Below are 23,796 nucleotides of genomic sequence, written 5' to 3' on the forward strand. Positions count from 1 at the left end.
ATCGGTTGTAACACCTCAGTATTGATGGCGCTTAAGAGCAATACTGTTGATGTAAATACGGTTAATTCAAATTCTGTCGACATCTATTCTGCTGGCGTAAAAAAGACTTAAAGCAGCAATTTAATTTGGGCAAGTGAGCTGATAGCAATATCGATACTGACCGTGTGACTATCACCTAAGAGTTGAGTCGATACATGGCTGCCCATATCAATTAAGTGCAAACTTACCGACAACCAGTCAGTATGATTATCAATTCGATAAATCACTGCCACGACCAAAAGAAATAAAGCGGCTAGTTCAATAAACTGTTTGCGTTGTATGACTGACATGGGATCCCCTTACTCGTTAAATTTTTAGTAATTAGCTTATCTAATCTGAATTTTAGGCTGATTTTTAAAGCTTTCAGTGCCTGATATCACCCACACCTCACCTTCTTCACCACCGTCAAGCACTTCAACCTGGCTCATACTGCGCACACCAAGTTTGACTGTTTTTTGCTGCGCAATAGACTCGCTCACTTGGTAGGCCACTTCACCGCCAAGGTTAAGAAAATCACCACGTTTGACCATCAACACATTGGGTCTATTTTCTAATAATACTCGGGCTGACAAACGCTGATTTTGACGTAAAGACAAGGTATTACTGTCAGCAAAGCGCACTCTGGCAGTGACTTCACGGTTACGTACTTCAGGCGATATTGACGACAACTGCCCCACCACATTGACGCTGCCAAAACTCAACTCAACATCCATACCTAATCCAAGCTCATCGGCATAAGATTCCGGCACGGCCAGTTCGGCTTCAAAGGCGGTTAAATCGACTACGGTTAATATTGGCTGGCTAGCTGCAATACGCGCTTTTTGCTCCACCAGCCAATTACCGATAATGCCGCTAACAGGGGCGATGATATTGAGGGCATTTGCCTGGCGAGTTAACTCACTGACCACTAAATCTTGGCGCTCTACCTCAAGGGTGCGATTTTTAATTTCGAAGGTCAGTGTGTCGCGCATCAAATCGACTTCTTGCTGAGCGTGTTTGTGTAGCAATTTGGCTTTGTGTAAATCATCTTTGCTTTTTTCAAAATCGATTTTGCTGATTAAACTCGATTCAATTAATTGATCACCACGACGGCTTTCACGATCCGCGGCTTCTAAATCTACTTTCGCCATGTCTAAAATCTGGCTAACGCGTAATTGCTCACGACGAGCATCTAATTTGGCACGCTCTAAACTGCCCTGCATACCTTCAAATAATGACTGCTGTTGTTGCAGTTCACTTTGTAAACGTGGGCTGTCAATCTTGGCCACTACTTGCCCAAGTTCCACTTCATCGCCAGGCTGACTTAATAGCGTCACCACACCTTCCTCAGTGCTGTATAAAATCGGCGCGTTAGCAGCCACAATTTTCCCTGTAGTGGCAATATCGCGCACCAAGGTGCCACGGGTCAGGGTTGCTAAACGTAAATCGGCACCATCAACTGATCGCACTGAACTGTCATAGCCTAAACTCGCCCACACCAATGCACTCATCAATATTGCACCGCCGCCTATTATCAAAGGCAAACGCAGTTTACGACCTAACTTAGGTGCTATAACCGTATCTTGGCTGCTGGTATCTTTAATCATCTTGGTTCCTCGGTCGGTGCGAACAACACACCTTTCACATATATACCAAGACAAAGCACAAGCCATGCCAATTATTATTTATTGTTATTTTTCATAATGATAGTCATTTAAAAAGATAACAGGACAGTCTAAAAGTGTCCGCGGACAGGGTTAATAACTGTCCGGTTATTAAGGAAGTGTCCGAACGGACACTTATACTTCATAAAACATAAGGATTATTAAGGCGAAATGATGTCGATCCGATAAGATTCTGAGTTGCTGATGGCTGATGGCTGAATACCGATAAATAACTTTTAACTCACTTATCAATAAAATGAGTTAATAATTACACTCTAAATATTAACCATAAAACAGGGGCATCATCTGGTATACAGGTTACTTGATAGAAAATGGTGCGCAGCCATGTGGCTTAAATTGAACAAGCTGAATACTGCCAATAATCGTGGTATGACAACAATCAACATCACTTAATCAATAGGATGAATTAGGTGTGCTTTCAGGATTTATATCACCATAAACTTCTTCAGGATCAACATCATTTATCAGTAAAGTCTCCCTTACTGTTTCAATGTGATCTAATATTTTTTGATAATCATCACCATATTCATATTTAGTGACTTCAATTGACTTTGGCATATAGGTAAAAGCAATTTTCAATGCATTTAACGCTGACGGGTTCATTTTTTCGCTCATGTAAAACTCCTTATCGAATTGTTTGTATTAAAAACCTTAAACCTTTAAATTACTTATCAATAATTTAGCAACTAGCCGTACCACTAAATTGGCTTACATATTTACACCCTGTTAGCTTTAAAATGGCTAGTAAGACTCGCTTATTTACAGTTGGCTAGACACTAACTGACTTTACACAGAGGTTCAAATAAAACCACTGTTTTTATTGGTAATATTGCTAAATTAATGGGAGTTCGTCACAAGCAGATTTGTGTAATTAATCCTCAATGGTGATAAAGAATACCCCCTAGGTGGCTTAACTTCGCGCATACACATAGAACCATAGGCACCAATCACACACCACAACAAATCTAATTGCGAATGATTTGCGTTTATATTAATATCGACGCTTATAAAATGATGAAATGGAAATTCTTAGGTGTTACTTATTCAAGTCCTTGTTATCGCGCTAAGCATATCCGGCGTGACGCTTTGCTATATCTCCAGTAAACATCAGCGATTACTGAAACATAACTTACCAATGGCATACGCTATGTGCGGCGTTGGCGCTTTGTTTGTGTCACTTTATGGCTGGTTGCAAATATTAAGTCCCACAGCGGCATTTTTTACCTGGTGTTTTACCATCATCACCCTAATGATTAGCCTCCCCTTCTTAACACTTTTATCCCCAAAGGGGCGTCACTGATGACACGCTTAACCGTTGAAAATCGAATTCAGCCACACTGGTGGTCAAAAACCATTATCGCCATAGTGCTGGGGTTATTACTGAGCTACGGCATTATCGCTATTTTTGCTTGGTTTGGGCCTGGCGGCATTGATGCGCCGATGAAAGTGCAACTTAATATGTGGTTAATCAGTTTGATTTGGTTACCTATTTTGGCACTTATTTATCTTTTTAAATCCGCACGCAGCGCATTTTTCAACATGCTGTTTATTAACCTTATCGTCTATTTTATATTGGCGAGCTTATGGTGGTTACAATGAAAATTCGCTCAGACATATTGCGAACTTACCAATCAATTCACACCTGGACAGGCATTACGACTGGACTAGTGCTGTTTATTGCCTTTTATGCTGGGTCATTAACGCTGTTCAAACCCCAAATAACCCAGTGGGCTACCCCCAGCTCAGCCTACTTAAATCATACGCCAGCAATTGAGTTAGACAATTTAATTACGCAGGCTATGGAAGAATTTCCTGAGGTAAGTGAAGGATTTATTGTTAACCTTGAACAGGATGCATCGTCACTATCTTGGTATGAAAAAGGTGGCGGTAGAGGCCTTAGACTGGACGATGAACTTAAACATGCTGCTTTTGATCAAAATAATAATCTAGTCACTCAGGTAAGTGATCAAAATAAGCTCGGGGCGTTAATTGACAAGCTCCATCGTACCGCAGGAATTCCAGGTACATTAGGCCATGAAGATATTGGGGTGCTAATACTAGGCGTTGCCGCTGGCTTGTATTTTATTGCGCTAATTTCTGGGGTTATTATCCTATTACCGACGCTGGTAAAGTACTTATTGGCACTTAGAACCCATAAGGGCAATAAACGTTTTTGGCTTGATAGTCACAACGTCGTCGGTGTGCTGAGTTTACCCTTTCATATCATCATTGCGTGGACAGCATTTGTGTTTGCATTTCATGACCCATTCTATGGTGGGTTAACTGTGGTATATGGCGACAAGCCTTTATTTGCACAGCAAGAAAAAAGCGAAATAACTTATCCTATTAGTGAGTTACATTCCATTGAAACCTATATTAATAAAGCTAACGCAATTGCACCAGAACACCAGGTTAGCCGCTTAGAATTCAGCAAACTATCTTCAACATCGCCTACTTTAGCAATACAGTTGGCATCATCTGGCAGAATACAGCGTGGCGCATATTCCGATGTGCTGTATCTTCACCCTTATACTCTAGAGCAAGGTTATACCTCAATCAGCCAGCCAGAAGATGGTCTATTCGGCCCTATGGTCAATAGTTTTGTGTCATTGCATTTTGGTAATTATGCGGGCAATTATGGACGCTGGATGTATTTTGCATTGGGATTAATGGGCGCATTCTTATTTTACAGTGGCAACTTACTTTGGCTTGAAAAACGCAGGCAAAAACAAGCAATTCAATCACGTTCGATTCGCATAATGTCATCATTAACGATTGGAATTTGTGTTGGCTCAATGCTAGGTGTTGCTATTACAATGCTAGCAAGTAAATGGTTGTATTTATTATCATTACCAATTAACAATTACTACTTAAGCTGTTATTACAGTCTCTTTTTTATCGCACTTGGCTATAGCTTTTATCGGGGAGCGGCACTTGCTGCTATTCACTTACTGTATGTGTTGGCTGCAGCTTGTCTGTTGATTCCACTAACATCTATTTTGTTCTCAACACTATCGACAGCCACCTTAGCATTTGATGGTAATACCGCCATTGTTGACGTCATCGCTTTTATATTCGCAATCGTATTTTTCAGCGCAGCTAAAAAAGCTAAATACAGGGCTTATCATGGTGAGCCAGACAGTATTTGGGCGATTACCACAACCACTTCAAATAATGCGATTGCGCCAGTACCCCAGTCAGCAAATTAATCTGGCTTAAAATCAAATGGGTTAGCTTAGTGCTAAAGCTAAGCTAACCCTAAGCCAAAGCTAGTGTATTTATAATATCGTTTGATAATTATTGGCGTTTTTTGTGGAGAAACGAGTTAGGACTAACACATTTATGCATCAGTGTTAGATTAGGTGTATGGCCTGCGGCCACTACACTATGAACAAGGAGCTTCACTCGTTGTAAAGAAAGTATCGTGAAGTTTATCTATATAGCTCCAGCATGGCATTTACTCGCCAACACGCAGCATTCTTTCGAAATAAAAAAGTCCCTGTAGCTCAGCCGACCCATCCATGGGTCGGATGGTCGGCTCGCAAACTACCATGATGAATCTTTCCTGTAGTTTCTCAACTTGCAGGTTTTAAAGATTGAGTAAAATAAGGTTATTTTAAAACACTGACTTGGTTTTGCCCCAAGGTTTGTTTGGAATGTGGCCTACGGCCACTATGAACATGAAACTTCGCTCATAGTAAAGAATGTATCGTGAAGTTTATCTATGTAGGTTCAGCATGATATTAACTCACCGACACGCGCAAGTACGTCCTTGTAGCTCAACCGACCCATCCCTGGGTCGGATGGTCGGCTCGCAAATCACCATGATGAACCTTTCGAGTATTGACTTAATCGGCAAGTTTAAAAGAGTGAGTACATAAGATTATTTCAAAAACACTAACTCACTTTTGCCCCTTTATGAGTTAGTGCTGTTGATCAATCTAAAATATTTATTTCGGTTTGCCACATATTTTCTAATTTCACATGATCTGCAAGAATGAATCTAAAACCGTGGCCAGTATTAATTAGCCACTACATATCGGCCTCTTAATTTATTGACCATACTGTCTCAAAATTAAGTGTCCGATGGATTAGACCAGAACAGAGTGTTGTGGTTGAATTAGCCGGACACTTCAATAAAGGAATATAATAATGCCATTATTGAGGTGAATATGACTAAACGAATAAATAAACAATATCCAGATGATTTTAAACAAGAAGCTGTCGCTTTGGTTCTTGAACAAAATTACACGATAGTCCAAGCAGCAGCGTCTTTAGGTATTACAGATAAAATTCTTTATAACTGGGTGGCTAAACAAAAAAAGCTAACTCAAGGCGATGCATTATCTGTAGATGAACGCACTGAGCTCATGTTATTGCGTAAAGAGAATAAACGCTTATTGATGGAGCGCGAAATACTAAAAAAGGCCAGCGCCTTCTTTGCGAAAGAAATGAAGTAAGGTATTCATTTATCAATAATCTTGAGTCGAAATTTCCTATTTCGATGGCGTGTAAAGTGATGCAAGTCAGTTCGTCAGCGTATTACGTTTGGCTTAAAAGGCCTGGTGAGCTTATCACTGCTGACACTCTAGAATTATTTCGTCGAGCTAAAGCATTATTCAAGGCCAGTAGAAACAGCCTAGGTAGCAGAGAGTTAGCTAAAGCATTACGCAAAGAAGGGGTTAGCATTACACGTTATCGCACTATTAAGTTAATGGCGCGATTGAAACTGGTGGTAACGCAACGTCTGGCTTATAAAGTCACCACAAAGCGTAAACACAGTGATAGCGTGGCTGATAATTTGCTTAATATGAATTTTAATCCTGTTGGGCCAAACCAAGTATGGGCAGGTGATGTGAGCTATCTTAAAACAGGTGAAGGTTGGCTATATCTTGCCGTTGTAATGGATTTGTATTCTCGCAGAATCGTCGGCTGGCATATCTCTAAGCGTATGACGAGAAGCTTAGTGGAGAAAGCATTTTTGAAGGCTTACAACTTGCGAAAACCACCTAAAGGCTTAGTATTTCATAGCGATAGAGGTTCGCAGTATACGAGTAAAGGGTATCGACGTTTATTAAAACAATTGAACTGTCGAGCGAGTATGGGTGATGTCGGTGCGTGTTGGGACAATGCAGTTGTGGAGCGTTTCTTTGGTAGTTTAAAGCATGATTGGCTATTAAAAATACCACAGCCAACTCGTCACCATATGTGTGATGATGTAGCTAAATATATGAAATATTACAATCTAGAGCGACTGCACTCGGCAAATGCTGATCAGTCACCGATAGATTTTGAAATTTCTTTTAGAAAAGTGTCCGGTTGGAGTTGACCAGAACAGAGCGTTTAAAAGTAATACACTTACTATCAAAAAATGACATTGTTCCTCAGATAACATATCAAACTATTGCGTTGTTATCGTTCAGGACAGGCTTAAATTTCTATCCAATTTCTTATGACCGTACAACTAAGCTAATCCGAAATAGCATTTATAACTCAAACAGCACATCGGTACGGATAATGTATTTTACCCCTTTATAAATGGGTTCTGAGCTGTGAATACAATGTAGTGGATGCATTCCATGTGGAAAACAAATAACACTGCCCGCTGGGGTTCGTATATCTACTGTCTTAACATTATCACCACGCTTGGCTGGTAATTGTGGATTATCGGCATTGACTAAAAAGCGGGTTGCACCGCCTTCAAAGTCTTCTGTTAATAAAATTAAAAAGGTCAATTGGCTGTATCTGTCACCAAAAGCATCTCGCACTAATTCACCGTTTATCACCTGACTGCCAGGCCAGGAGCCGTCGGAATGAGGCTTAAAATAATCCCCTTCGTTATAACGGTAAAATCGAAAACGGTTATTTAACCCTAACGCCGCTTTACCGGCAAAAATGCCCAGATTATCGTCCATTAAGTGATTAATTCTATTCCAAATAACTTGTTCAGTAGCGTTATCAACCACCCAGGTTAAGCTATCGTTGTGTCTCACATCTCTGGGTAAAGATACCGCAGCATCCGGTAAAAAACCCATTGACTCACTAACCGCAATTAGCCGCTGACACTCATCTGCCGACAACACATTAAGTAATTGAAATGCGCCCGGTACTTCGGCTAACATTTTCTTACTCGGCTGTGTTAACGCTGCGTCACTAAGCTTGGCAACATTGGCCTGATGATTAGCCCAGGTCGGCAGCGCTGGATGCTCTGCTCCGGGTTCATGTGCCACGACAAAATAATCTGAATTTACACTCGATGTGCTCATCTATTTACACCTTTAAACCAAAAATAAAAAAACCAGAAAACAAAAACTAGTAACTCATTACTCGTACCTGGGCAAATTGGCGATGGCCTGCAGCTGTGCCATGAAAGCCCAAACCACTGTGCTTAGCACCAACCCACGGCGCGTTGCCTGCGCCCGCACCTTGATTAACGCCAACCATTCCGGCCTCAAGCTGCTCTGCTACCGCTTTTGCGCCCTGGCCGCCAAATACCACAGCGCCTAATCCATAATGACTGTCATTCGCGCGACTGATTGCTTCATCTATTTGCTTAAAGCGACTTATTGCCACCACTGGGCCAAAGGTTTCTTCGTGCTCAAGTAACATATCTGGCGTTATCCCGCTCACCACGGTTGGCTGAATAAAGGGTAACGGATAATCATCACTGCCCAATAAAAACAACGCGCCTTTGGCTTTAGCATCTTGCAACTGCTGCAGTACTTTTTGATGCTGTGTTGGGTTAACCATAGGGCCAATATTCACCTGAGGCTGATCCCATTTACCCACTTGATAACGACTGGCCAGCATAACTACCTTTTGTTCAAACTCATCCGCAATACGCTCATCAACATAAATACGCTCTGTTGAGGTACACATTTGCCCGGCATTTTCAAATGAACTGGCCACCACAAACCTCACCGCGGCATCTATATTGGCGCTGGCCATTACGATCACAGGGTCGTTACCACCCAGTTCCATCACCAAACGTTTTAAGCCCGGTGCTGCACTGGCCATAATGTGTTTACCTGCCGCCATTGATCCGGTAAATGCCACCATATTGATATCTGCTGCCACCAATGCTTGGCCAAGTGTTTTATCGCCTTGTGCCAGCTGTAATACATTCTTTGGTAACACCTTATTCAAGGTATTAATAAATAACTCGGCCACTAATGGGGTTTCTTCCGACGGCTTTAATATCACACTATTACCGGCCATCAGTGCTGGCATCAATAAATTATTCGCCATGGCTAACGGATAGTTCCAAGGAGAAATTACCGCAACAATCCCTAGCGGTCGATAGTGTAACTCGGTGTGGTTATCGAGTTTTTCTGTGGCTAACGCCTCGCTTATTTCACTGGCAAAATAGGCGGCGTTTTGTATTGTGCCGCCAACTTCATAGGTGGCGCGGCGATAATCCTTACCCATTTCCTGGCTGATTAACGTCGCTAACTCATCTTGCACCGCCACCAGCTGTTGATAAGCCTTCACCACATATTGCTCACGCTCTGCCATTGGTAGGCTAGCCCAATCTTTTTGCGCAGCCTTGGCTGACGCTATTACGGTCGGCAATTGTTCAATGGCTAAGGTTTCAACGCTGCCAATTGCGGTGGCTTCAACATCATCGCCATTGCCGACGTTGCGATAACTTGCGGGATCGTACGAGGTTAATACTGCCATAAAACAAAAATTCCTTAGTGGAAAATAATGTTTGCTTGATTATCGTTTTACCCTCAACTAGCACTAGAAACTGGCTGTTTTTGATTAACGTAACGACAATTCAGCTTACATAAAAAGATAAAAATACGATTAATAACGCTATTTTGATACTATGGGATATAAAAGCAACCAGTATACTTTTGGTAACCTAGGAAGAAATAATGAAAACAATAGTTGAAACAATGGATAACGGTCAGAAAAAAGTTATTAACCCGTGTGCAGAACCCTGCTTAGTTGAGCGTGGAATGCGGGTGTTAGGCGGAAAATGGAAGGCCTCAATACTGTGGCATTTACAAGATGGTCCGGTGCGATTTAATGATTTAGCGCGCATGTTAGGCGGTGCTAGTAAAAAAATGGTTGATCAACGTCTTAAAGAATTAGAAGCACAAGGGTTGGTGACTCGCCACGTGATTAACGACCGCCCTATTGCAGTATCTTATGCCATTACCGACTTTGGCCGAACGGCATTAAATATTTTAGAGCAATTAAAAGACTGGGCTGAGGAGCATAGCATTTAGTGATAGTCGGTAGACTCACCTGACATCTGCATCCGGCAGATGCAGCCTATAATTAACTATTTTACCCAATACCTTTACCAAAAAATGAATGAGATCATCTGCGCTCACTCATATATTTCCTGCTCATTCGCATAAAGCGTCGTCAAGCGCCCTGGTTAGCATCAAGAGGATAACCACTATTTGCGTGTTTACTCCTTAGCTAGCTGCACGAGATAATCGATCATTTACCGCTCGCCACTCATTTGTTTCAGGTGGCTGCTCGACAATAATGTTGTCGACGCCCTTTTTATCCACTTGATATAAGGTGACGTATAACTGTCGACCAAAAGCGAGTGCGTCACTGGGAATAGTGCTCCACTGCGCACTTGGCACATTGTTTTTAAACTGTTCAATCACACTATCGGACCATAATACAAAATGAGCATGACCTTGAGCCAATGTATGCATATCAGTTCGCAGTTGATCAGCTGATAAGATCTGTAATTGCGCTTTAGGTTGATAATGCGCTTTAACATTACCGGGCACCACTTCGGTATGCTCCTCTGGTGTACTAACTGTTATCCCCAAAGCTAGCGACAGGGCATCAGAGTCAATAGGGCCTGCCCTTAAAATACGGGGGGTATCACCCACTAAATCAATAATGGTCGACTCTAACCCATATTCACAGGCGCCACCTTCCAGTACCGCTGCAATTTTCCCCCCTAAACCGACCATAACTTGTTCGGCAATGGTTGGACTAAGCTGCTTATAAGGGTTGGCAGATGGCGCTGCAAGCCCGACATTAAGTTGTTGCAGCACACTGAGAAATAACGGATGCGATGGCATACGTAAGCCAATTGTATCTAAACCACCGGTCACGACATTGTCTACATGATCAGCTTTTTTCAGCAACAAGGTCAACGGACCAGGCCAAAAAGTATTCGCTAAAAGATAGGCGCTTTGAGGAATATCTTTAGCCCACTTTTCAAGATGAGACACATCGGGGATATGGATAATCAATGGATGATTTTTAGGCCGGCCCTTGGCTTCAAAAATTTTGCCAACGGCATCTACATTCGTTGCGTCAGCGGCAAGTCCGTAGACAGTTTCGGTTGGCAGTGCCACACACTCACCGTTTTGCAATAAAGCCACAGCTTGAGATACAGCGCTATCGCCTGTTAATAACACAGTAGAACTTACTTGACTCATTTTAGATTTACTCACGGATTACACAAAAGACAATACACAGGCCGGATAACATCTGGTCTGTGTATTTTAAAGGTTTCTACTCCATTCGACTAGATTAAATGCAGATGTTAAACGTCTATGTTAAATGCCTATGTTAAACGTCTATTCTAAAGGCCTATGCTGAGGGCTTACCTTAAGTAACAGCATTATGTTCATTAGCCTGCGGTAACCATTGCCCCTGATAATAGCGCTCGATCACACCTTCATCGGCCCAGCGCAGTAGAAACAACCACTGGTTATCAACTAACCAACGCACATTGTCATGCTTGGAAATGATCTGTTCAATCGGTTCTCTCGGGGCAGCTAAGTAAACCGCTAAACGCTGTGGTTGGTGCATCCACTTTTCACCATTGTGCAGTGACTGCATCGACAGGCCAATGCGTAAATCGCCACCATTCCCTTCAAATACACCAACATGCCCCGCCACCGCGTTATGCAATAATTTATTACCACAGCCGTATTTCGCGTTGTCTGTCACCGAGGCATTATATTGCATGTTGATCCAGTTGGTGACGACCATAGGGGCGGTCATGATTAACTCTAATATTGCAAAGCCGTTATCATTTTGCCATTGATAATCATGTAAAAAACTCCGACCCTGTAGATTAACGTTTCTGGTCCAACTTCGAGGCGCGACAATAAAGGCGGCATTGTTTGCCAGTCCCCACTCGGGGCGCACTTGAGACCAGTCATGGCTGCGCTGAATATAAAATTTATCCAGCGCATCTGCACTGCTATCGGTTAAGTGAGGTGCAATATGCTCAATACGTTCACGCTGTGCGCTTTTTGTTGCGGCTTTTAGCCATAGGGTTGAAGTATGGTCTAGCTCGGCATCAAAACAATCAATATGATCCGTGGTGGTGTTGTGCAAGGCGGCCACAAAATGTGTGGTCTTAGGAATAACAACATCTAATGCTAACAAGGTGTTACGCACATCGATATCATTTAATAACTGCGCTAAAACTCGCACGTTTACTTCACCGGTTTGACCACCACAGGCGCCGCAATCTAAACCCGCTGCGTGCAAGTTATTGGTTGTATGACTACCATGTCCCACCAGCAATACCCTTGGCGCAAACTGGGTTAAGCCCATCGCATGTAAAATACCTTTGGCCAGTTCGGCTTTATCGGTTAACGACAGCAACTGATCATTTTTGCGTAGTATCCAGCTTTTTTGATGGGTCAGCGCATTTACGGGGTTGAGTGTTTGCTTAGCAAAAAATGACTTTTTGAGCATTTTAAAGGCATATAGCCAGCCCATGGACTCCACCATAGAAAATGCTGAAGGTGCTGCTTGTGACCATGTTTGCCAGCGTGCCTTATTGTTCAACATATCGGCCTGGGCAGAGGTGTCACGCCATTCAGACACGCGTATCACTGGCTTTAACAATCCCGGAAGTTGTGGCCGAGACAGCTCGCTGTCGTGGGGTTGATACTCTATAGGTAATCCGAAAAAGCCAGCAAAACCGATAGTTTGAATGTCATCACTTTGTTTTTCTAATGCTCGACGTATCACTTCAGATCGAACATCAATACAAAATGCCGCCTGTAACTTTGGTGCTACTATAGAATGTTTTTTAGCGCTCAGTAACTGAGTGTTAAGCGTGTGTTGATAACTCAGTTCAGCCGCTTTTGCCCACACCCAAAGCGGTTGCTGTGCTTGTGCATGTTGTACTAGCAAGTTAGGCAGTTGCTGTTTTTCAGCTGACCAAAGCGCGGCTAACTGACTAAAACTGTCTGCTTGCTGTGCTTTTAGGTAACGCCAAATGACCAACTCCCAGGCCATACGAATTGCGAGTAGTTGCAACATGTCATCGCTTGGTGTGGAATCTAGGTCACCTTGCCAACGCAAATAGGCTACCCAGGATGCCCAGCCATTGATATCAAGTAATAATCCATGCGCATAAGCCTCTATAACCGTATTATCAACACCTAATTCCTCAATGGCCTCAGCGAGTAAGGCCTCAGCATCTTGGGGCAATTGCTTAAAATACAGCAGTAAACCTGGCTCATCCATAATAATGCTTAGGCCACGATCACGCCCAGTAATCTCACGCCAGTGGCGATATAAGTCAGCTTGTGATGCAGCATCTTCACCCGGTAAAGTCGCCCGCTGTGGTTGATAATAGGCTGCACAAAATTGACTAATTTGATGAATAATCTCATCATGCCATGCCATTTTATGTTCATCGCGTTGATTATCCAGTAAATCGGCAATATTGTGCCAATGAGCAAAATCATCAGTTTGATTTAAAAAGGCTTCAAGCTGTGCCACTGACATCGAGACATCTTGTTGTTCGGCCGCTAATTGTAACGATCCCTGACTGATCTCACCTCGTGCATATAAATCTTGATAATGGCTTTTAGGCATTAAACATTGAATACGATCAAGTGCCGATATGCGCGCAGAGACTTGCTCAATGGGTTGCTGACGCATTTGCCAAAATGGATTAACCGCAATCATTTTATCAAGCGGCCATGTCGGTGCAATTTTCTGACCCGCTGAAGTAAGTTGCGCTTTTTGACTATCAGTCAACACGGCTAACAAAGGTGTTTGGGTGGCAATGTTCATGCTTATCATTCCTCAACTTTACTGGGTTTGGCACTTTCTAAAACCTTGTTATTAATGCTTATAGGCATCCGTACAGGCCACAATTTCAACGTGAGTCGTGTTAACCATTCATCTAAATACAAGCCAGCAAATAAGGCGATATACAAACCTTGCATTGACGGTTTATGTGGCTGGTACTTCAACATCCAACTTAGAACAAACAAACTGATAAATAATAGGGCTGCGACAGTATCAAGCGCACTAAATGCTTCAACATGCATGACTGGTATAGGGCTAATGATTGCCCCAAACACCCATTTAAAGCCGCTATAACTGAGTATTAATACAATACTTAATCCCAGTACTGGCATAATACTTTTATGTTGCCGTTCACTATGGCGCTGGGCAATTAGCGTGGTTAGCGCTAAAGCTAGCAACAACCACATACTCCATACTCCCTGGTGGTCTATCACTATCACGGCTATCGACACTATGATGGTTGACAATACGCCGGCTACAATCCAGTCCATCACTTTAGGATGGGTCGCGGGCGCCAGACGTCTTTGCATCTCTTCGTAAACAGCGCTGCCAGAGTTTAAAAATGCGTAGGCTTTGTAGACTGAGTGAGTGAGTAAATGCAGTAAGGCTAATTCAAATAACCCTAGGGCACATTCAACTAACATCAAGCCCATCTGCGCACTAGTTGACCAAGCTAAACGCACCTTCATACTAATTCGAGTAGCCATAATCAATGCGGCTATGACTGTGGTTAAGCCTGCAACAATTAACACCAGCCATTGCGCTACAGTTGATTGGATAAACAAGGGGGCAAATAAAATCAATAAAAATCCCCCGAGATTAATCACCCCAGCATGCAGTAAGGCGCTTACCGGTGTCGGCGCTTCAACAACCTGTATTAGCCAGCCATGAACCGGTAATTGAGCACACTTTATCAACGCAGTTAGTGCGATTAGTACAGCGGCTATGTGATCGGCGGTGGTCAGTTGCAGGCTGTCGTTGGTCGCAACGGCATTAAAGTGGCTAATTAACTCACTGATGAATAAAGTGCCGTGCTGCTGATACAACAATATAATTGCAATGAATAACAAGGTTTCTGCGGTTCGAGCTAAGAGGAATTTTTTATGTGCTGCCAGCGCAGCACGAGGGCGTTCTGGGTAGAAGGTTAAAAGCTTATGCAAAGCTAGGCTAATCGAGACCCAACCTAGCCATAACAGCAGTAAGTGGTTACTGATTAACACCACTGAAACCGCCGCAAGAACATTGAGCAGCCAACGCCAGTAAGTATCACTACGGGGTTCACCCGCCATATAATTGCGTGAAAAAGCAATTAAAATGGTACTCATAAATACTACCAACCCCATCATCACAAGGCTGAGTGTTGATTGGCTAATATACTGCGTATCAGCCTCTAGTTGAGGTAATGCAAAATGTGTAACTAAAGCTGCAATATAAAGCGCCACAATAACGCCACTGAGCATAGCGCCCAAGTGAGTATTATTTTTACAAATGTTATTTTTTAATCCATAACGCCCCCGCCAGATGCTAGCCAAAATTAACGTGATGGGAATACATAACAAAAAAATCGATGGTATTGCGATATTCATAATCAGCCTCTTCTTTTAGTGGCATGAGTATGTCAGAGCTATATATTTAATAAAAATATATATAAACTAACTAATCGTTCTATTTTGGTTAACTATAAATGAGCCGACTTAATTACCATCATCTTTACTATTTTTGGCGTATCGCGGTTGCGGGTAATCTGACCAACGTAGCCAAAGAACTGCATATTTCACAATCTGCACTGTCAGCTCAAATTAAACAGTTTGAGCACAATATGGATGTGAAATTGTTTGAGCTAAGAGGTAGACGCCTGAATCTAACTGTTCACGGTCATCGCGTGCTGGCTTATGCTCACGATATATTCAGTAAAGGTGAAGAGCTGGAGTCCTTTTTACGCAAAGGCAGTATCAGTGAAAAACAGCATTTATCTATCGGAGTATTAACCACACTATCGCGTAACTTCGTCGAGAGTTTTATTAGTCCGTTACTGGCAAATCCTGATGTGAGCTTTTCTTTAACGGCCAAAGGAATGACCAACCTGCTTAATGATCTTGCTAACCATGAACTTGATTTGGTACTGACTAATCTGCCTATTGGTGTCGATAAAAAAGATCCATTATGGCAAACCCAGTTGGTATCGCGTCAGCCTTTAGCGATTGTCGGCCCAAAAGTTAACCGAATACATGATAGTTTCCCTAATGGTTATCAAAATATGCGTTGGGTATTACCGGGGCAGAACACTGAAATACGCGCGGCATTTAATTCCTTCTGCGCAACCTGGCAATATCAACCCGATGTGCAAGCTGAAGCGGACGATATGGCAATGTTGCGTCTTTTAGCCCGAGACAGTGGCGCGTTAGTGGTATTGCCACCTGTAGTAGTTAAAGACGAAATTGAGCAGGGTATATTAGAGGTATATCAGCGTTTACCTAATGTTTATGAAAATTTTTATGCCATTACCGCGCAGCGAAAATTTGTGCCAGAGGTATTATTAGCCCTGTTAAAACAACAAATTGACCCTGAGTTGATGAACTGATTTATCACTATTTTAAAATCTGTTTTAGAACAACTTAACCTTACAGCAAGTCAATTAACTGGCTTAAGCCTTTATACTAATGCCTTGATGTTTTCAGCTATCAAGGCTTGTATTTGCAACCATTGTTCAACCTGCCATTGGCCCTCATGGGGCAGCATAGAAAAATGATCAGCTTCAGCCATAATCACTTGGTTAACTTTGCCCTTGGCATAGAGACAATACTGCTGGGTTTGGTAAATACTAACGCAGGTATCTTGCGCACCGTGAACCAGAGTTAAATTAATGCTTTCACTGTTAAGACTTAGAGGATCGCATGACAAATACCTTTGATGCATAGTACTTGCTTCGCCTCCCATTAACCGATTAATTTGCTCAGGTTGGTCAACCTCATTGGCAGCAAAAAGATTTAAAATTGCCGAGATAGCTATCACCCTTTTTATGGCTAGAGGACTTGCACAATAAAGCTCGCTATCTCGCGCTATATTGCCTCTTGACGCTGCCCAAGTAGCTAAATGTCCGCCCGCTGAGTGACCAATCAGTAGCACCCGTTCCAGATCTAAACTGTGTTGCGCACCAATCACTTTTAGGTGATCCAATCCATCGGCAACATCTTTAAAAGTGGCTGGCCAAGGGGCGTTAATGTTTGCACCTATCGCATTCATGCGTCGATATTCTAGGTTCAATATTGCAACGTCAAAATCTTGCAAATACTCAACGATGGCTGACGTCGCATAAGTTTCTAGACTGTGGTTATCTTTCCAGTAGCCGCCATGAATAACAATCACCACAGCAGTGTTTGTTGTACCTTTTGGTAAATACAGGTGTGCAAACTGTTGGCTGTTATTGCCATAGTAAATAATCTTTTTTAGATGTTTTGACATCCATACCCCAAGCTAGATAATTAACACCACAAAGGTATAACAGGTACACCATCATTTCAATGATTATTATTAACTTGAGTAATCTGAATTTTTGACTAAAATCCAACCAATTCAAATGATTTATATACATTTACCGCGTCACTGGTATGATAGCAAAATAGGTGATATATAATTGAAAAAGTGTCAAGGAGCTACACATGCCAATTACGATTAAGCGTCCCGTTGAAAGAAAAAAACTATCAGAAACTGTTGAAGAAGAGTTGGAGTTGATGATCCGCCAAGGCGAAATCGCTGAAGGTGATGCACTTCCTTCTGAACGGGAGTTAATGGCTGCATTTGGTGTTGGTAGACCTTCAATACGTGATGCTTTGTCGGCACTTGCACGTAAAGGCTTAGTTAAAATCAGCAGTGGTGAAAGAACCCGAGTCACCAGGCCCTCACCGGATACTATTATCTCTGAACTATCAGGTATGTCTAAGGATTTTTTGTCTCAACCCAATGGCTTACAGTACTTTGACCAACTCAGAAACTTTTTTGAATCAAGCCTAGTACGCCATGCGGCTGAGTTTGCGACTAAAGAGCAAATTGCAGAGTTAGAAAAAGCACTTGAGCTAAACGGCAAAGCAATTAACAGTGATAACCAATTTAAAAAAACAGATATTTACTTCCATCGTGTCATTGCCTCAATACCTGGTAATCCGATATTTTTAGCGATTCATCAAGCACTGGTTGATTGGGTTATCGACGCCAGACCCGCTAAAGTAAATGCCAATGTTCTTAATGCAAAAAGCCATCAAGATCATGTTGAGATTTTGGAGTGCATTAAAAATAGAGATGTGGAAGGGGCTGACAAAAAGCTTACCCAACATTTAGAATACGTATTTGAAAATTATTATGTCGAGTAGTTAATCTACACAAGTTAACAGACAAAGATAAATAAATACAAATCAACATCTTAGTTAAATAAATAACTCTATTTCAAAGCTACCTTCAGGTAGCTTTTTTTATGTGTGATAAAACAGTATTAATGAATTATCTGCAAACAATATATTTACAATATGTTAAATAAATTTGGATGTTTGTGTAGCATTAAGCCAACTCAAGTGGTATAACAGGTATACAGCACAAAACAATACCACTTGAGTCCCTATGATTACTAAGATGTTTAAATTTGCAATCATTTCATTTTTGATGATGCCATTATTAACGACTGCTCAAACACTTATCCATTGGCAGGAAGTGAGCGCTACGTCAGTTGAACAATTACAAATAGGCAATGGGGCTTTTATTAGCAGTAATAATGACGGCCTACTAATTTCTTCAGGTCTAATGCGCTCAGAGCTAGTGTCATCAGAGATCAATTCTGCCAACCTAACAAGCACTGCTGCTGTTATTGCTCAAAGCCTTGCCAATCTTAATCAATTCAACACCATGTTTGTGGTCAGCGGCGACAATATATTTTCAAGCAGTTTATCCGCCGAATTAGGTAATAGAGCATACGCCTCTGCAGTCAACTTTAATGGCACTACTCTGGTTGTCGGAGGCATTAGCCAACAAAATGCCTCTGCTTCGGTTAATTTATTAAGCTGGCAAGCCTCATCAAAAATATTACACAGTTACTCGCTGCCCCCCTTACCTCAAGCAACAAAGTCCCCCTCTGCAGTCATTCTTAACAATACCCTTTATGTGTTAACGGGCTCAGATGAGAGTAATCAATTTTTTGCATTGGATTTAAGTGCCTTATTGAACGCTGATGGGCTGCTATCTTTAAATCAAACTGATATTGAACGTTTCACACAGAACACGTTATGGCAAACCCTGCCCGCTTTGCCCTTCGCAAGCGGACATAAGCAATATCAAAATGGCGTACAGTTAGCAGTACAAGATGACGGCAGTGGACCGAAAATATTTGCAATGGGCGGTTATCAACTTCCATTACAAAGCCTTAATTTTAAAGCAGATATTTCAGCTCTTACTCACCATTGGAAATATGACCCTTTGGCTAAGGTTGCGGATCAAACATGGCAAGACCTGGGTGATATCACAATTGATAAAAGCCTGCTCAATGACAGAATTAACGCCTTAAGTACCTTGGGACAATCACATATATTAGCCTTTACCAACCAAGGCAGGACCTTATCATTTAATGCTATTACAAATAGTTGGACACAATATTTAGCTGAGAACATTGATGCAACAAATACACTTGCAGACGATCAAACTGATCTTAATCATCACCTCAATCAATCGGCTACTTTTATAAGCGAAAGTGTGACCTCGTATCGCGGCGAAATTTTTTCATTAAACCGCAATAAAGATAATCAAGGTTCATTAATATTGTGGCAGGCATCGCTTAAGCAACCGGCAAAGAATTTTGGCTGGGTTAATATGACAGTGTTAGTGGTCTACCTTGTCTGTGTTGTTTTACTCGGTTTATTTTTTGTTTTTAAAAATAATAACACCGATGACTACTTTCGAGGTGGGCAGTCTATTCCCTGGTGGGCTGCTGCCTGCTCTATTTATGCCACCATGTTAAGTTCATTAACTTATGTCGCCTTGCCTGCCGTAGTTTACCAAAGCAACTGGTTGTTACTCATAGGAATATGGATGATTATCGCCGTGGCGCCGCTTGCTATTTATGTTGCTATGCCTTTTTTCCGTCAAATTGATGCGACCAGTGCTTATGAGTATCTGTCAAAACGTTTCAATATGGGCGTAAGGTTATTTGCCAGCGGCCTTTTTACCCTGTTCCATATTGGTCGAATGGGTATAGTAATGGCTTTAACGGCCTTAGCACTGTCTGCAGTAACGCCTTTGTCAGCTAGCGACAGTGTATTAATCATGGGCGTTTTATGTTTAATTTATTGCACCATGGGTGGTATTGAAGCAGTCATTTGGACTGATACCTTGCAAACCATTGTCTTAATTATTGGTGCTATTACCTGTTTTATTATCATAATTATGGGTTTAGAAGGAGGCCTTAGTGACTTTGTCAGCATTGGTTTAAATGACAATAAGTTCACTATGGTAAACGCCGACTTTAGTTTAGACAGTATTACCTCACTCTCTATTTGGGTCATCGTTATTGGTGGTATTGGACAAAACTTGTCTAGCTATACAGCTGATCAAGCCGTAGTACAACGCTATATGGTAACAAAAGACCCACGAGAAGCCAGCAAATCGATTTGGGCAAATGCCGTAATAGCCGCTCCTGGGGCATTATTGTTTTTCTGTATTGGTACTGGTTTATATGCCTTTTATCAATTACATCCGGAAAAATTAGACCCAACGATCCAAATTGATCAAATATTCCCAACTTTTATCGCCACTGAGCTGCCGATTGGAGTTGCAGGTTTGATTGTCGCGGGTATTTTTGCCGCCGCACAATCAACCGTATCCACCAGTATGAACTCTATTGCAACCACTTTAGTAACCGATTTTATTCGCCCATTTAATTTGGTGAAAACTGAACAAGGTTATATGAACGCGGCTCGCTGGTTAACGTTCATCATGGGCGCGTTAGGTACATTAGCTGGGCTTATTTTTATAAACCCTGAAATTCGCTCACTAATGGAAGCCTACTTTAAAGTAATAGGAATGTTTATGGGGGCCCTAGGGGGACTATTTGTGCTTGGTGCGTTAACAAAAAAAGCTAACTCTTTTGGCGCCATTATTGGAATTTTAGCAGGTGTGACGACCATGATATCGGCTTGGCAACTGGGCTGGGCTAACGGTTACTTATACGCCACCCTTGGCATAGTGTCTTGTTTAGTGTTTGGCTACCTTACCAGTTTACTCACCCAAACAACAAAAGACAGACACAGAGATTTAACCGGACTGACTTTATACACCATGCAAACTCACGTGACTAAATCGTGATAATGCTTCATTTAGCTTTTAGGAAACTTAAATGTCTGTTGTAAATAAATCACTGGAAAAACAACTGTTATCGTCATTGAAGCAATCTTTAATTGCATCCTGCCAGCCCGTTGATAATGGTCCTATGGACAAAGTCGAACATATTGTTGCTATGGCATTAGCCGCGGTTAATGGTGGCGCGAAAGGCTTAAGAATAGAAGGTATTGAAAATGTGCGGGCAATTGCAAAAGTCACCTCTATTCCCATTGTTGGGATTGTTAAACGAGACTTAACTGATAGTCCGGTACGGATTACCCCGTTTATAGAAGATGTTAGTGCACTTGCGCAAGCAGGAGCCAGCATAATCGCCTTTGATGGCACAGATCGTCCGCGCCCAACGGCAGTGTTAGATTTACTGAGCGCGATTCATGAAGCTGGTTGTGTCGCCATGGCAGATTGTGCCGACTTTGAAACCGGCTTGATGCTAGCACAGCAGGGGTGCACCTTTATTGGTAGTACTATGTCAGGTTACCTTGACCTAAATAATATCCCGACAGAGCCGGACTATGACTTAGTTACCCTATGGGTTGAACAAGGGTTAAATGTTATTGCTGAAGGTCGATACAATTCCCCCAAACGTGCTGCTAGAGCCATTGAACTTGGAGCATTTTCGGTGACCGTTGGCTCAGCTATTACTCGTGTTGAGCATATAACCCAATGGTTTGTTGGTGACATTGAAAGTGCCATTAACAGTACCAAAGCTTAGTTACTTTTATCTCAATAGTGATAAAGCCCATTAGGCAATAAGGACCAAGATAGATGATCATAGCCATCGATGTCGGAGGCACCAAAATATCAGCTGCGCTTATTTTCAGCGATAAAGTAACCGAGACTCACATTGTTGAACAACGCACAATCGCTTCGGTGATACACACTGACTTAACCCATTTAAGTCAACATTTAGTCGAACTTTGTCAAGGCTGGATTGAGCGTGCAACCCAGGTAGCCATAGCCTGCACGGGTCAAGTTGGCGATGAGTTTGTTAACTTTCTTTCGGCAAAACAAAAGCTCCCCCTGAAAGCACAACTTGAATCGGCTTTTGAACTACCAGTGACAATTATCAATGATGCTGCCGCAGCCGCATGGGCTGAATACTGCGTCATGAAAACAATCGCCATAGACAGCTCGCTTAAAGACAATAACGTTATTGGTAGTGAAGTGATTAGCGGCGGTGACAATACCCTAGTGTACATAACGGTATCGACAGGGATTGGTGGTGGCATCATTCAAAATGGAAAATTACTGACCTGTGTCGATGGATTCTGTGCCCATTTAGGTCATGTTTCTGTGCTACATGGCAGCCAAAAAACTATTCAATGCCATTGTGGTCGAGTCAATTGTGCTGAATCCATAGCATCCGGGACCGCCATTGCTAAACAAGCCTCAATAATTTTGAACCAAGAAGTAAGCTGCAAAGCTGTGTTTGAACAGTACTTCGCAGTGCCTGAAATCGCGCTACTCATCAATAATGCCACTAGCGCTGTATGTGATTTAATTGCCAATGTTAAAGCTATGACGGGAACCAACATTATTATTTTAGGCGGTAGTGTTGGTTCAGTGACACTATTTCACCAGCAAGTGGTAGCAAAAACGGCCAATTTACCTTCCATTTATCAAGTCAGTATTAAGCCCCCTCAAATGGGCGCTAATGCAGACTTAATGGGTGCGGCTTTTTACGTTCGAAAAAATCAATGTCCAATTTAACGCATTGACTTAAAGCAGGATAAAATATGCAGGTTATTATTTTAGAAAATCCACAGCAGGTAGCACAACACGCCAGTGAATGGATTGTTGAGCTGTTGAGTAAAAAAGCGCATCCCGTATTAGGATTAGCCACTGGCAGCACCCCTATTAGCCTTTATCAGAAATTAGTACAACGTCATCAACAAGATCAAACAGATTTCAGCCATGTCACCAGCTTTAATCTTGACGAATACCACAATATCGAGGCAGACAATAAGCAAAGTTATCGTATGTTTATGAAGCAAAATCTGTTTGATAAAATAAATATTGATCAAACAAACACCCATTTACCCACCTGTAACTTAATTCAAGACCCTCGAGTACAGGGTATGGCCTATGAAGAGAAAATTCGCAATGCGGGTGGAATTGATTTACAAATCCTCGGGATTGGGGTGAATGGCCATATTGGTTTTAATGAGCCATCGTCCAGTTTATCGTCTCGAACAAGGTTAAAAACATTAACCAAGCAAACCCTGCAAGATAACAGTCGATTATTTGACTCAGCAGAATATCAACCCACGATGGCAATGACCATGGGAGTTGCAACTATATTAGATGCCAAATATGTATTGCTTATGGCAACAGGTAAAAACAAAGCCAAAGCAGTTAACGAGATGATCAATGGCCCACTGTCAGCAAGATGTCCCGCATCAGCACTGCAACTCCACCAACATGCCGTCATAATGTTAGATAAAGACGCCGCAAGTGAGCTTTCTAACCAAGAATATTATATTTGGGCCAACCGGGAACATCAAAAAATCAATCAAGATTACGGCTTCTTTCTATAGCCATTCTAAATAGACAAGCATCGAGTCAAGACTAATACCCAAACCAAGCTCAGTTTAATATTGTGTTTTAAATAGAATTTTTAATAAAACTTAAAAAATTATTCACATTTAGTCTATTCGGGATACTA

The 23,796-nt window shown here is 41.9% G+C and carries 19 protein-coding genes; 10 read left to right on the forward strand and 9 right to left on the reverse strand.

What is annotated here, in order from left to right:
* Nucleotides 1-107 precede the first annotated feature (107 nt).
* The 3 genes from FJ709_RS15230 to FJ709_RS15240 form a co-directional block, all read right to left on the reverse strand.
* On the reverse strand, nt 108-329 hold the full coding sequence (locus FJ709_RS15230; protein WP_226410868.1) for a hypothetical protein: 222 nt from the start codon (nt 327-329) through the stop codon (nt 108-110).
* Between the two features lie 36 nt (nt 330-365).
* Nucleotides 366-1,625, reverse strand: a complete 1,260-nt coding sequence (locus tag FJ709_RS15235; protein ID WP_226410869.1) for an efflux RND transporter periplasmic adaptor subunit — start codon at nt 1,623-1,625, stop codon at nt 366-368.
* 471 nt (nt 1,626-2,096) lie between these two features.
* Nucleotides 2,097-2,318 (reverse strand): penicillin-binding protein, encoded by a 222-nt coding sequence (locus tag FJ709_RS15240; protein WP_226410870.1) that lies wholly within the window; start codon nt 2,316-2,318, stop codon nt 2,097-2,099.
* 684 nt (nt 2,319-3,002) lie between these two features.
* Between FJ709_RS15240 and FJ709_RS15245 the strand changes: the two genes are divergently transcribed.
* From FJ709_RS15245 to FJ709_RS15255, 3 genes are all read left to right on the forward strand, one after another.
* Nucleotides 3,003-3,302: a DUF2070 family protein gene (locus FJ709_RS15245; protein ID WP_226410871.1), complete on the forward strand. Its 300-nt coding sequence runs from the start codon at nt 3,003-3,005 to the stop codon at nt 3,300-3,302.
* Entirely contained in the window at nt 3,299-4,912 is a 1,614-nt protein-coding gene (locus FJ709_RS15250) for a PepSY-associated TM helix domain-containing protein (protein ID WP_226410872.1), read from the forward strand. The genes FJ709_RS15245 and FJ709_RS15250 overlap by 4 nt, the downstream gene beginning before the upstream one ends.
* 963 nt (nt 4,913-5,875) lie before the next feature.
* A protein-coding gene (locus FJ709_RS15255; RefSeq protein ID WP_226410792.1) for an IS3 family transposase occupies nt 5,876-7,032 on the forward strand; the annotation gives its coding sequence in 2 pieces (ribosomal slippage) (nt 5,876-6,122 and nt 6,122-7,032; 1,158 coding nt in all).
* Nucleotides 7,033-7,189: 157 nt separating this feature from the next.
* Here FJ709_RS15255 and FJ709_RS15260 read toward each other — a convergent pair.
* Both FJ709_RS15260 and FJ709_RS15265 read right to left on the reverse strand, forming a co-directional pair.
* The gene (locus FJ709_RS15260) at nt 7,190-7,969 is read right to left on the reverse strand and encodes a prolyl hydroxylase family protein (RefSeq protein ID WP_226410873.1); all 780 of its coding nucleotides are present in this window, start codon (nt 7,967-7,969) and stop codon (nt 7,190-7,192) included.
* Nucleotides 7,970-8,015: 46 nt separating this feature from the next.
* Nucleotides 8,016-9,383, reverse strand: a complete 1,368-nt coding sequence (locus tag FJ709_RS15265; protein WP_226410874.1) for an aldehyde dehydrogenase family protein — start codon at nt 9,381-9,383, stop codon at nt 8,016-8,018.
* Between the two features lie 200 nt (nt 9,384-9,583).
* On the opposite strand from FJ709_RS15265, the gene FJ709_RS15270 reads away from it, so the two are divergent.
* A complete protein-coding gene (locus tag FJ709_RS15270) occupies nt 9,584-9,940 on the forward strand; it encodes a winged helix-turn-helix transcriptional regulator (protein WP_226410875.1) in 357 nt (118 codons plus the stop codon).
* A 195-nt stretch (nt 9,941-10,135) separates the two neighbouring features.
* Here the strand turns inward: FJ709_RS15270 and FJ709_RS15275 are convergent, their stop codons facing one another.
* The 3 genes from FJ709_RS15275 to FJ709_RS15285 form a co-directional block, all read right to left on the reverse strand.
* Nucleotides 10,136-11,128, reverse strand: a complete 993-nt coding sequence (locus tag FJ709_RS15275; protein ID WP_226410876.1) for an L-threonylcarbamoyladenylate synthase — start codon at nt 11,126-11,128, stop codon at nt 10,136-10,138.
* Between the two features lie 172 nt (nt 11,129-11,300).
* Nucleotides 11,301-13,739, reverse strand: a complete 2,439-nt coding sequence (locus tag FJ709_RS15280) for a YbcC family protein (RefSeq protein WP_226410877.1) — start codon at nt 13,737-13,739, stop codon at nt 11,301-11,303.
* 5 nt (nt 13,740-13,744) lie between these two features.
* A complete protein-coding gene (locus tag FJ709_RS15285) occupies nt 13,745-15,343 on the reverse strand; it encodes an NADH-quinone oxidoreductase subunit L (RefSeq protein ID WP_226410878.1) in 1,599 nt (532 codons plus the stop codon).
* A 98-nt stretch (nt 15,344-15,441) separates the two neighbouring features.
* Here FJ709_RS15285 and FJ709_RS15290 point away from each other — a divergent pair, with 98 nt between their 5' ends.
* A complete protein-coding gene (locus FJ709_RS15290) occupies nt 15,442-16,338 on the forward strand; it encodes a LysR family transcriptional regulator (RefSeq protein ID WP_226410879.1) in 897 nt (298 codons plus the stop codon).
* Between the two features lie 71 nt (nt 16,339-16,409).
* On the opposite strand, the gene FJ709_RS15295 is transcribed toward FJ709_RS15290, so the two are convergent.
* Complete coding sequence (locus FJ709_RS15295) at nt 16,410-17,219, reverse strand: alpha/beta hydrolase (protein ID WP_226410880.1); 810 nt, start codon at nt 17,217-17,219, stop codon at nt 16,410-16,412.
* A 197-nt stretch (nt 17,220-17,416) separates the two neighbouring features.
* Between FJ709_RS15295 and FJ709_RS15300 the strand changes: the two genes are divergently transcribed.
* From FJ709_RS15300 to nagB, 5 genes are all read left to right on the forward strand, one after another.
* Nucleotides 17,417-18,124 (forward strand): transcriptional regulator NanR, encoded by a 708-nt coding sequence (locus tag FJ709_RS15300; RefSeq protein WP_226410881.1) that lies wholly within the window; start codon nt 17,417-17,419, stop codon nt 18,122-18,124.
* Nucleotides 18,125-18,380: 256 nt separating this feature from the next.
* Nucleotides 18,381-21,098: a sodium:solute symporter gene (locus FJ709_RS15305; protein WP_226410882.1), complete on the forward strand. Its 2,718-nt coding sequence runs from the start codon at nt 18,381-18,383 to the stop codon at nt 21,096-21,098.
* 31 nt (nt 21,099-21,129) lie between these two features.
* Nucleotides 21,130-21,843, forward strand: a complete 714-nt coding sequence (locus tag FJ709_RS15310) for an N-acetylmannosamine-6-phosphate 2-epimerase (RefSeq protein ID WP_226410883.1) — start codon at nt 21,130-21,132, stop codon at nt 21,841-21,843.
* A gap of 53 nt (nt 21,844-21,896) precedes the next feature.
* Entirely contained in the window at nt 21,897-22,841 is a 945-nt protein-coding gene (locus FJ709_RS15315; RefSeq protein ID WP_226410884.1) for an ROK family protein, read from the forward strand.
* A 26-nt stretch (nt 22,842-22,867) separates the two neighbouring features.
* Nucleotides 22,868-23,668: a glucosamine-6-phosphate deaminase gene (gene nagB / locus FJ709_RS15320; RefSeq protein WP_226410885.1), complete on the forward strand. Its 801-nt coding sequence runs from the start codon at nt 22,868-22,870 to the stop codon at nt 23,666-23,668.
* Nucleotides 23,669-23,796 lie beyond the last annotated feature (128 nt).

Origin of the sequence: Shewanella glacialimarina (assembly GCF_020511155.1) — a bacterium.
In the GTDB taxonomy this organism is placed as follows: Bacteria; Pseudomonadota; Gammaproteobacteria; order Enterobacterales; family Shewanellaceae; genus Shewanella; species Shewanella glacialimarina.